This window comes from Methylocystis sp. L43 (assembly GCF_015709525.1).
Classification (GTDB): domain Bacteria; phylum Pseudomonadota; class Alphaproteobacteria; order Rhizobiales; family Beijerinckiaceae; genus Methylocystis.
This window is the reverse complement of sequence record NZ_JADNRA010000013.1, coordinates 60,281-70,675: the sequence shown is the minus strand read 5'-3', so window position 1 is coordinate 70,675 and position 10,395 is coordinate 60,281. Positions and strand designations below refer to the sequence as shown.

General features: G+C 64.3%; 9 protein-coding genes. 3 read left to right on the top strand and 6 right to left on the bottom strand.

What is annotated here, in order from left to right; genetic code table 11:
• Together IYX23_RS01675 and IYX23_RS01670 are read left to right on the top strand one after the other, a co-directional pair.
• Positions 1 to 500, top strand: a 500-nt coding sequence (locus IYX23_RS01675) for a transposase (RefSeq protein WP_210332541.1), incomplete at its 5' end; no start/stop codon positions are given.
• Between the two features lie 200 nt (positions 501 to 700).
• Positions 701 to 1,768, top strand: a complete 1,068-nt coding sequence (locus tag IYX23_RS01670; protein ID WP_196391692.1) for an HWE histidine kinase domain-containing protein — start codon at positions 701 to 703, stop codon at positions 1,766 to 1,768.
• 20 nt (positions 1,769 to 1,788) lie between these two features.
• Here IYX23_RS01670 and IYX23_RS01665 read toward each other — a convergent pair whose 3' ends face one another.
• From IYX23_RS01665 to IYX23_RS01645, 5 genes are all read right to left on the bottom strand, one after another.
• Complete coding sequence (locus IYX23_RS01665; protein ID WP_196391756.1) at positions 1,789 to 2,181, bottom strand: (deoxy)nucleoside triphosphate pyrophosphohydrolase; 393 nt, start codon at positions 2,179 to 2,181, stop codon at positions 1,789 to 1,791.
• 17 nt (positions 2,182 to 2,198) lie between these two features.
• Positions 2,199 to 2,720: a carboxypeptidase-like regulatory domain-containing protein gene (locus IYX23_RS01660; protein ID WP_124737551.1), complete on the bottom strand. Its 522-nt coding sequence runs from the start codon at positions 2,718 to 2,720 to the stop codon at positions 2,199 to 2,201.
• A gap of 212 nt (positions 2,721 to 2,932) precedes the next feature.
• Positions 2,933 to 4,180, bottom strand: a complete 1,248-nt coding sequence (gene argJ / locus IYX23_RS01655) for a bifunctional glutamate N-acetyltransferase/amino-acid acetyltransferase ArgJ (protein WP_196391693.1) — start codon at positions 4,178 to 4,180, stop codon at positions 2,933 to 2,935.
• A 179-nt stretch (positions 4,181 to 4,359) separates the two neighbouring features.
• Positions 4,360 to 5,259 (bottom strand): peptidylprolyl isomerase, encoded by a 900-nt coding sequence (locus tag IYX23_RS01650; RefSeq protein ID WP_196391694.1) that lies wholly within the window; start codon positions 5,257 to 5,259, stop codon positions 4,360 to 4,362.
• A 125-nt stretch (positions 5,260 to 5,384) separates the two neighbouring features.
• Positions 5,385 to 8,342: a bifunctional [glutamine synthetase] adenylyltransferase/[glutamine synthetase]-adenylyl-L-tyrosine phosphorylase gene (locus tag IYX23_RS01645; RefSeq protein ID WP_196391695.1), complete on the bottom strand. Its 2,958-nt coding sequence runs from the start codon at positions 8,340 to 8,342 to the stop codon at positions 5,385 to 5,387.
• A gap of 316 nt (positions 8,343 to 8,658) precedes the next feature.
• Here IYX23_RS01645 and IYX23_RS01640 point away from each other — a divergent pair, with 316 nt between their 5' ends.
• The gene (locus IYX23_RS01640; RefSeq protein ID WP_196391696.1) at positions 8,659 to 9,507 is read left to right on the top strand and encodes an ATP-binding protein; all 849 of its coding nucleotides are present in this window, start codon (positions 8,659 to 8,661) and stop codon (positions 9,505 to 9,507) included.
• A gap of 322 nt (positions 9,508 to 9,829) precedes the next feature.
• On the opposite strand, the gene IYX23_RS01635 is transcribed toward IYX23_RS01640, so the two are convergent.
• Positions 9,830 to 10,147, bottom strand: a complete 318-nt coding sequence (locus IYX23_RS01635) for a hypothetical protein (RefSeq protein WP_196391697.1) — start codon at positions 10,145 to 10,147, stop codon at positions 9,830 to 9,832.
• Positions 10,148 to 10,395 lie beyond the last annotated feature (248 nt).

Sequence of the window (10,395 nt, the reverse complement as noted above, 5' to 3'; positions counted from 1 at the left end):
GGCGCGCCGACAAACGCTTGAAGAAAAGCATCGCGCGCCTGCGCAAGGCGCTCGAAAAGGAACTCGCCGAACTCGACGGCGAGATCGACGATTATATGCGCGGCACGCCCGCCTGGGCCGAAAAGCAAGATCTGCTCGCCTCCGTTCCAGGCGTTGGGCCAGTGATTGCGCGCACGCTGATCGCCGAACTGCCGGAACTTGGCGCGCTCGACCGCAGGCGAATCGCGGCGTTGGCCGGCCTTGCGCCCTACACCCGCCAATCCGGTCAATGGCGCGGCAAGAGCTTCATCGGCGGCGGCCGCAAGACCGTGCGCAGCATGCTCTTTCTCGGCGCCATGGTTGCCGCCCGTCACAACCCCGTCCTCAAGGCCTTCCGCGACAAACTCGTCGACAGCGGAAAGCCGAAGATCGTCGCGCTCATCGCCGTCGCGAGAAAGCTCCTTACGATCCTTAACGCCATCATCAGGGACGCAAAGCCATGGCGCACACAAAACGCTTGATCGCCAAGACAGTCGCTGAGGAGCCGCCGTAGGCGGCGTCTCGAAGGACGAGGGCGAGGAAACATACGCGAAAACGGGTTTCCTCGTCCTTCGAGACGGCCTCTATGAGGCCTCCTCAGGATGAGGAACCCTTTGCCAAGCCCCTCGCGCCCGGACGCATCTGGGAGTATGCTGCCGTCCTCCCAACAGACAGGCGCCGCGTGACCGACACGGAAATTCGCCCAACGACGACCGAGGATGCGCGCGCCCCGCGGTCGTTCTGCGACGAGCAGGCCTTCGCCCTGGAGCGGATGCAGCTCGCGCTCGACGCCGGGCGCACCGGCATCTGGGACTGGAATCTCCTGACCGGCGAAGTCCATATCGACGAGCGCGTGCGCCGCCTGTGGGGCCTTCCCGAGGGCGTTCCGGCAAGTTTCGAAATTTTTCGTAGCGCGCTGCATCCGCAGGACAAGAAGCGTACGAAAGAGGCGGTCGGCGTCGCGCTCGATCCCACGCACGAAGGCGATTACGAGATCGAATATCGCGTCATCGGTCAGACCGACCGCGTCGAGCGCTGGGTCTCGGTGCGCGGCCGCACTTTTTTCGACGAAGGCCGCGCGGTTCGCATTCTCGGCACCGCGCGCGACATCACGCCGCGCAAACAGCGCGAGCAGCATGTGCGCGTGCTCCTGCGCGAACTCGTGCATCGCTCGAAGAACCTGCTCGCCGTGGTGCAGGCGATGTCAAGGCAGACGGCCGCCGGTTCGCCCTCGGTCGAAGATTTCCAGCGCAAATTCGGCGCCCGCCTGCAGGCCCTGTCGATGGCGCATGATCTGCTCGTGTCGCAGGATTGGCGCGGCGCCTCGATGCGCGAATTGGTGCGCGCTCAGCTCGCCTATTGCATGGACGTGCCGCAGGGCGACGTGTCGTCGCGCGCGACGATCGACGGCCCGAAAATCATGCTGAAGCCGGAGGCGGCGCAGAATATCGGCCTCGCTTTGCATGAACTCGCCACGAACGCGCTGAGCTTTGGCGGGCTGTCACGGCCGGACGGCGCCGTCTCGCTGACATGGCGCTTCGAGGACGGCCGGCTCAATATCGAGTGGCGCGAGAGCGGCGGCCCGGCGGTGGCGATGCCGCCGCGCGAAGGCTTCGGCCATAAGGTCATCAAGCGACTTGTCGCACAGGCGCTCGATGGAACCGCGACGCTGAACTTCCCGCCCGACGGATTGATCTGGACTTTGTCGATCCCGGCGAGCTACGCGACGGTCAGGGACGAGCAGGCCTGATCGGCTGCGGGTCTACCAGCTCATCCCAGCAGATCAATCAGCGGACCGATCAGCGGCGCGTCGGCGGGCGGCATCGGATAGTTGCGCAGATCGCGGGCGCGCGCCCATTTCACCGCCTGTCCCTCCATCGGCGAAATAAAGCCCTCCCACTTGCGGCAGACGTAAAGCGGCATCAGAAGATGAAAGTCGTCGTAGGCGTGGCTCGCGAAGGTCAAAGGCGCGAGGCAGGGCGCGCAGATCCGCACGCCAAGTTCCTCTTCGAGTTCGCGCGCGAGAGCGTCTTCCGGCCGCTCGCCGGAATGCAGCTTGCCGCCCGGAAACTCCCACAGACCGGCGAGCTGTTTGCCTTCGGGACGTTGCGCGATCAGCACGCGGTTGTCGGCGTCGACAAGCGCCGCCGCCACGACGAGCAATAGAGTCACAGGCGCGCTCAATTGCCGGAGAGAACGACTTTCACCGGGCCGTTTTCCTTGCCGGTGAGCGTCACTTCTTCATACATCGCGCCGCCTTCAGGCGTGGGCGCATCCTTCGGCTTCCAGATGAGCTGGGTGGTGAGGTAATAGCGTCCGGGGGCGACATTCTCGAAGGTGAATCGTCCGTTCGACTCCGTCGTCGTCGTGCGGGTCAAAGAGGCGTATTGCGTGTCCGGCTCGACTTTCGGGATTGACGCGGCCGGCAGGAATTTCACCGACCCGTAAAAATTCTTGATGCGGGTCTGCGCATAGGTCGTGGCCGGTATCAGCCTCACGGTTTCGCCGGCGGCGTAGCGCACATTCGATTGCCCCGAGCCATCGCGCAGAAAGGCCTGTCCGGCGATGACGCCCCTGCCGGGCGCTCTGATGTAATTGGCCTGCGACGGATCGAAGCCGACGCCTGGCGAGGGGCCGCGCGCGGCGTTGCAGGCTGAAAGCAGGGCGAGCGGCGCCACGAAGAGAAGCTTGACGCAACGCATGACAATAACGCTCCACGAGAACGCAGATCACACACTTTGACGGCGCCGACGCCGCACGCCTCCGGATCAGACCGGCGAGGCGGCTTCGGCGGCGATGAGGCAATCTAGCACGTCATGCGTCGTTCTGACGACTGCGACGCACAGCGAGCGCTCAGCCGCCGTCGCTGGCGCGAGGTTGGGATCACGATGGTCATCGCGCCCGATCCGGCGGATCAGCTCCTGTAATCGCCGTTGATCGCGACATAGTCCTTGGTGAGATCGCAGGTCCACACGGTCGCAGCGCCTTTGCCGAGTCCAAGATCGACGTTGATGACGATGTCGTCGCGCTTCATGATCTGCGACACTTCGGCTTCGTCATAGTCGGGGTCGCGCAGTCCTTTGTGGGCGACGCGCACGCCGCCGAACCAGATCGCGAGCCTGTCGCGATCGGCCTTCTCGCCGGCCTTGCCGACCGCCATGACGATGCGGCCCCAATTGGCGTCCTCGCCGGCGATCGCCGTCTTCACAAGCGGCGAATTGGCGATGGAGAAGGCGACGCGCTTCGCCGCCTTGGCGCTGTCGGCGCCCGTCACCGTCACTTCAACGAATTTGCGCGCGCCTTCGCCGTCCCTCACCACTTGATGGGCGAGATCGAGCAGCACGGCGTCGAGCGCACGCTTGAACTCAACGAGCCGCTTGTCGCTCGCCTTTTCGATCTTCGGCGCGCCGCGTTTCTTCGCCGCGCCGGTGGCGAAGAGCAGCAGCGTGTCGGAGGTCGACGTGTCGCCGTCGACGGTGATGGCGTTGAAGCTGCCCTTAACGCCGCTCTCGAGCAGCGCCTGCAGCGCCTCGGCGCCGATGGCGGCGTCGGTGAAGACGAAGGCGAGCATCGTCGCCATATCCGGCGCGATCATGCCCGCGCCCTTGGCGAAGCCGCTGATCGTCACGTCGACGCCGGCGATCGTCGTCGTCCGGGTGGAGAGTTTCGGATAGGTGTCGGTGGTCATGATGGCGCGCGCGGCGTCCAGCCAGCCGTCGGGCCGCGCCTCTTGCGCGAGCTTCTCCAGCACGCCGTCGAATTTATGCGCGTCGAGCGGTTCGCCGATGACCCCCGTAGACGCCAGAAAAATCTGCCGTTCGGGCGCGCCGGTCGCCGCGGCGGCGAGCTTCGCCGAGAACTTGACCGCCTGGGCGCCGGTCTTGCCGGTGAAGGCGTTGGCGTTTCCGGAGTTGACGAGCAGCGCCCGCGCCTTGCCGCCCTTCAGCTTGTCGCGGCACCAATCCACCGGCGCCGAGGGACATTTGGATTTGGTGAAGACGCCCGCGACCGTCGTTCTCGCGTCGAGCAGCGCCAGCATCACATCGGTGCGTCCGGCGTAGCGCACGCCCGCGGCGCCGACGCCGAAGCGCACGCCCTCGAGCGGCGGGATTTCGGGCGCAGATTTCGGCGCGAGCGGGGAAAGGGGGGCGTCGTGAGACATCGCGGAGCCTTGTCAATCGGAGTGGACCTGCGCGGATGTGCCCGGCGCTACAGGTCGGCGTCAAGGCTGATGTCGGGCCCGCTTCGCTTATCCGACTTTTATCCGCCGGGCCGATCCCCGCTCGAAAGCGCTTGCCTTTCGACCCTCCCCTTTGAGGGGAGGGCAAGTAGGCTCGGCGCTTACTTTTTCTTGGCGTCAGCCGGCTTTTGTGTCGGGGCCGGCTTGGCGCCGGGCGCGCCCTCGGCCGGCGCGTCGGAACGTTCGATCTTGGCGCCCTCGCGCAATTTCATGACGAGTTCGCTCTGCGCCTTCTGCACGACGTAGCGGGCGACCTGATCCTTCACCTCATCGAGCGGCGGGAAGACTTTCGGGCGCTTCTCGTCGAGCTTGATGATGTGCCAGCCGAATTGCGTCTTGATCGGATCGGAGACCTGACCCGGCTCCATCTTCGCCGCGGCGTCGCCGAACTCCGGCACCATGCGGTCTTTCGTGAACCAGCCGAGGTCGCCGCCCTTGGCGCCGGGGTCCTTGGAAAGTTCGGTCGCGACTTTGCCGAAATCCTCGCCCGCCTTGATGCGCTTCAGCGCGGCTTTCGCCTCTTCTTCGGTCGGCACCAGAATGTGGTGCGCGTGATATTCCGTCTCCGGCTTCTGGTTCTTCGCCGCCTCGTCATAGGTCTGCTTGACCGCCGCTTCAGTCGCCGCATTTTTGGCGACGTCGCCGAGCAGCGTCTCCATCAGCGCCTTGTCGCGCAAATAGGCGAGCTTTTTGGCGAATTCCGGCGTTTCGGCGAGCTTGTCGGCCTGCGCCTTCTGCACGACGAGCTGCTCGTCGATCAGGAAGTCGAGCACATAGGTTTCACGCGCCTTTCCTTCGAGCTGACGCGGAATGGCGGCGCCAAGATCCTCCATGGCGAGCTTCAAATCCTCGTCGGTGATCTCGACGCCATTGACCTTGGCGAGGGTTTTCGCGGCCGCAGATGTCGCGCCGACGGCGCTCATCGCCAGCAGGGCGGCGAGCGCGGTCGCTCCGAGCGCGGCGCGGGCGAGAGAACGCGCATTCTTGCGGGCGTGAGACATGATGTGCTCCAAAAAGAGGCCAGGGCGGCCCTGAACAAAAGCGGCCGTCGCCGCCGGCGGGAAATGCTCCTGCGCGAGGAATCCGGCGTATCTATGCCCGAGGAGGCGGTTCTGACAACTCCCGATCACGCCGAAACCGGGCGCTCGGCGACCTCTCCGACGACGCTCGTGAAAATTTCCCGGGTTCGCTTCTGCGTATCGGCGAGCAGCGCTTCCAGATTGGAAAGATCTGGCGCGTCGCCGACGCGCAGCAACAGCTCCGCCAGTCCGCGCGGCGACTCGGCGGGACGGAAAGCGTCGTCAATGGCAAGCCGCAGCAATTGCGTCAGCCCTTGGTAGAGCTTTGAGGCCTCCGCCAGCGCGTCCGCCGCGCCTGCGTCGAGAAACCCGGCGTCTTTTACACGCTGCAGGGCGACCGTCGTGTTCGTTGAAAAAAGCTCAGGATGCTGCGGGCCATGCAGCAGCATCAAATATTGCGCGACAAACTCGACGTCGATCAATCCGCCGGGGACCTGCTTGACCTCCCAGGGGCTCGTCGCGCCCTTTTCCTTTTCGATCCGACGGCGCATGGACAACACGTCGTCCTTGAGTTTTTGCGCGTCGCGAGGACGCGTCAGCGCCACTTGGATCGCCGCTTCGACCCTTTGTGTGAACGCCTCGGGACCCGCGACGACGCGGGCGCGCGTCAAGGCCATGTGCTCCCATGTCCACGCTTCATGGGCCTGATAATCCGAAAAGGCGGCGAGACTTACGGCGAGCGGTCCGCTGTTGCCGGACGGGCGCAAACGAAAATCCGCCTCATAGAGCAGGCCTTCGGCCGTGGGCGCGGAAAGGGCGCTGATCAGCCTCTGCGTGAGACGGCCGTAATATTGCTGCGTTGAAATCGGCCGTCCGCCGCCCTGTGATTCCGCCAGTGGGTCGGCGTCGTAGAGCAGCATCAGGTCGAGGTCGGACGCGGCCGTCATCTCGCATCCGCCAAGCTTGCCCATGGCGACGACCGCACACGCGCCGCCATCGATCGTTCCGTGCGTCCTGGCGAACTCCTCGCAAACGCGCGCGAAGAGCCGGGCGATCAGCGTTTCGGCGAGCCGGGTATAGGCGAAGCCGGCCTCAGTGACCGACACGGATCCGGTCAGAATGCGCACGCCGATGAGGAATTTCTGCTCCTGTCCGAAGATGCGAGCGCGGTCGAGCGCGTCTTCATAGGAGCGCGCCTCAGCGAATTGCGAGGCGAGGCGCTCCTCCAGTTCGCTTTGCGTCGGCACTGTCTCGAAAAAAGCCGGCTCCATGAGCGCGTCGAGCACGCGCGGGCGCCGGGAGATCGTTTCGGCGAGCTTGGGCGCCGCGCCCGTAATCGCAGCAAGCAGTTTGAGAAGCCGCGGCTGCGAGACGAGGAGGGAAAAGAGCTGCACGCCCGCCGGCAGTTTCGCGATGAGCCTGTCGAAGGCGAGAAAGGCGGCGTCGGCGTTCTCCGTCGCGGCGATGGCTTCGAGCAGGATGGGCGTAAGCTCCGTCAGCCGTTCGCGCGCGATGGTCGAGCGGGTCGCGGCGTAGCGGCCGAAATGCCAGCCCCGAATGGTCGCGGTCACCGTCTTGGGATTGGCGAAACCCATATTCGCGAGCGTCTCGATCGTTCCCGGATCGTCGTCATCGCCGGTGAAGACGAGATTTCCGGCCGACGAGGTGAGTTGCGGCGCGCTTTCGAAAAGCTTCGCATAATGGCTCTGCACCACGTCGAGCCGCTTCAGCAGCGCTTCGGCGAAATCGGCGTAGCCGGAAAACCCCATCATGGCGCCGATGACGGCGACCCCGTCTTCAGTTTCTGGCAGCGTGTGCTTCTGCTCGTCGGCGACCATCTGTATGCGATGCTCGACGTCGCGCAGAAAGAGATAGGCTTCGCGCAGATCGTCGCGCGCCTCGCGCGCCACCCAGCCGCTCTCGACGAGCTGGTCGAGCATCGCCAGAGTCGAGCGCCCGCGCAGGCGCCGATCGCGACCGCCGGTGATGAGCTGCTGCGTCTGCACGAAGAATTCGATCTCGCGAATGCCGCCGCGTCCGAGCTTGATGTTGTGACCGGCGACGGCGATCTTGCCATGTCCCTTATGCGCGTGAATTTGCCGCTTGATCGAATGCACGTCGGCGATGGCGGCGAAGTCGAAATATTTGCGCCAGACGAAGGGCGCGAGCTCCTGCAGGAATTGTTCGCCCGCGAAAATGTCGCCCGCCACGGGCCGCGCCTTGATATAGGCGGCGCGCTCCCAGTTCTGGCCCATGCTTTCGTAATAGCTGAGCGCCGCTTCGAGCGGGATGGCGATCGGCGTCGCGCCCGGATCGGGACGCAGCCGCAAATCGGCGCGAAACACATAGCCGTCGACGGTGCGCTCGCTCATGATCCGCACGATCCGCTTCGTCAGTTTGACGAAGAAATCGACGTCCGCCGACGGGTCGGCGAGGCGCGCGCGCGACCGGTCGAAGAACACGATGAGATCAATGTCGGAGGAGTAGTTCAGCTCAAAGGCGCCGCCCTTGCCCATGCCGAGAAAAATCCATCCGGATCCGCGTTCCGGATCGCGCTGATCGGCGAGTTCGATTTTTCCCGCGAGCGCAGCGGCGCGCAGGGTGAAGCCAATGGCGGCGGAAAGGGTTGCGTCGGCGATTCGTGTCAGCGCCCGCGTCGCCTCCGGCATGTCCCAGACTTTGGCAAGATCGGCGAGGGCGATGACGAGCGCGGCGTCCTGCTTCGTGAGCCGCAGCAGGCGCATCAGCTCGGCTTCGTCTTGGGTTTCGATGTTTCGCGTTTCTTCGATGAGCGCTTCAATGCGCTGCGCGGGATCGCAGATGAGGATGCGGGCGAGCCGCGCCGGATCGCGGGCGGAAAGGTCGGTCAGATAGGGCGAGGCGCCCAATACGCCGAGCAGGAGATCGCGCGCGTTCGGCCGCTCTCGCAACAGCGCCGCGAGCGCCCCATCGGCGGCTGCATCCTTCTCCAACACGCGGGCGAGCGCCTCTTCGGCCCTCTTCGCGTCGAGAGGCTGAATGACGACCTTGGCGCGGTCGAGAAGGGCGTTGGCGTCCGACGTCAAATTGATTTGCCTTTCAGGGCGTCGAGAGCGGTTTTGCGCCGGAATTTAAATCCGGCTATGCGGTAAATCAGCTTTGAGAGTCGACAGGCGATCGTCAACGGAAAAAGGAGCCGGACCCTCGTCCTTCGAGACGGCTCCTGCGGAGCCCCCTCAGGATGAGGGTCCTTGGTTCCGCAGAAGGAACAGGCTTCACGGCGTCATTGTGGTCTTGATGCGGAGTGAAGCAGCGCACAACAAGCTCCCTTATCCTGAGGAGCGTGCGGAGCACGCGTCTCGAAGGACGAGGGAGCTTGGCGCCAATGATGAGAAGGAATTCATGTCGCAAGAGGATGTCGCGCAGCTGCTGGCCCGCATCGCCGGGGCGCTGGAGCGTCTGGCGCCGCCGCCGCCGTCGGCGCCGGATTTCTCCGTCGCCGAGGCGTTTGTCTGGCGCGCCGCCGGCGAGGCGTTCCACCCCGTCAGCCGGGTCAATCGGGTCGATCTGGCGCTGCTCAAGGGCGTCGACCGTCAGCGCGACATGCTTCTCGCCAACACCAGCCGCTTCGCGCAGGGCCTGCCCGCCAACAACGCGCTGATGTGGGGCGCACGCGGCATGGGCAAATCCTCGCTGGTGAAGTCGGTTCACGGCGCGCTGGCCGAGAAGGGGCTGAAACTCATCGAAATCCATCGCGAGGACATTGAAGCGCTGCCCGCGCTGCTCGGCGCGCTGGCGCAGGCGCCCTTCCGCTTCATCGTCTTTTGCGACGACCTGTCGTTTGACGGCGCGGAGACGAGCTACAAGGCGCTCAAGACCGCTCTCGAAGGCGGCGTCGAAGGGCGGCCGGACAATGTGCTGTTTTACGCAACGTCGAATCGCCGCCATCTGTTGCCGCGCGACATGATGGAGAACGAAAGCGCCACAGCGATCCATCCCGGCGAGGTCATCGAGGAGAAAATTTCGCTCTCCGATCGCTTTGGACTTTGGATCGGCTTTCACAATTGCAGCCAGGACGACTATCTGGCGATGGTCTTCGGCTACGCCGATCATTTCGGCCTTGGCGCGCCCGAGGCGACGATCCGCGCCGAGGCGCTGGAATGGTCGATCACGCGCGGCGCGCGCTCGGGCCGTGTCGCTTGGCAGTTCGTGCAGGATCTCGCGGGGCGACTGGGGAAGGATTTATCATAGCATCGTCAGGCGTTTACGCGTCCGCTCCCGCTTTCGCGCTGGTTTAATTTCTCGCGCGCGCTTTCTTTCGTCCCGCATCAGGCTTAGCCTGAACTGGGGCGAAAAAGGGGGGCAGAATGAACTTTAGACGTATTGCGCTTATCTCGACCACAATGTTTCTCTCACTGGTTTCTCTTTCGGGAAGCGCCTTGGCTTTCTGCGGCGTGTTGCAGGCTTCGGCCAGCGGCTATTCCAGAGACGAAGCGCTTTCAAAGGCCAACAACAAGGGGCTGGTCGAGGTTCGCAGGCTCGAAGCGAACTATGGGAGCGGCGCTGTTCATTATCAGCCCGCCAGGTCTTCCTGCCAGGAAGGCGGCAGGGTGAGCTGCTTCATCTCCCAGAAGTTCTGCGTCGACAGCGGCCAGCGACAGCGGCCGGGTCGCGGCGAGGAAGGCAATTCGATGCATGGCTGCCCGCCCGGAACGCGGCCCGTTCCGGAAACGGATAATTGTGTGCCTGTACGTAAACGAACGAGCGAATTCGAAAGCCAGCCGTGGAAAAAGCCGGGTTGCCGGACCTGGAAACAGAGCTGCGACAGGGGCGACGCCCGGGCCTGCGGAAGATATGAGTCGACCTGCCAGGTCAATTGACGCGAGAACATTGCGAGACGCCTGCACGGCAGGCGTCTCGCATCGCCGTCTGGCGGATCAATAGGGACGCTCCGGCGTGCATTCCGCCGTCGTGCATCGCGGTTTGTAGGCATAGGGGATCATGGCGCCGACAAGCAGCAGTCCGCCCATAATGATGATCGCCATTTTGTAATTCATCGCGGCTCGCTCCGACAGCCTTCGACCTTCAGCTTGATTTAAAAAGAATCCCACGTCGCCCGATGCGCGTCTGTGACTTTGT

What these genes read in the sequence shown, in the direction of transcription:
- IYX23_RS01660 (WP_124737551.1), bottom strand. Translation starts at nt 2,720, where the DNA reads ATGCGTTGCGTCAAGCTTCTCTTCGTGGCGCCGCTCGCCCTGCTTTCA.
- argJ (WP_196391693.1), bottom strand. Translation starts at nt 4,180, where the DNA reads ATGTCTCACGACGCCCCCCTTTCCCCGCTCGCGCCGAAATCTGCGCCC.
- IYX23_RS01650 (WP_196391694.1), bottom strand. Translation starts at nt 5,259, where the DNA reads ATGTCTCACGCCCGCAAGAATGCGCGTTCTCTCGCCCGCGCCGCGCTC.
- IYX23_RS01640 (WP_196391696.1), top strand. Translation starts at nt 8,659, where the DNA reads ATGTCGCAAGAGGATGTCGCGCAGCTGCTGGCCCGCATCGCCGGGGCG.
- IYX23_RS01635 (WP_196391697.1), bottom strand. Translation starts at nt 10,147, where the DNA reads ATGTTCTCGCGTCAATTGACCTGGCAGGTCGACTCATATCTTCCGCAG.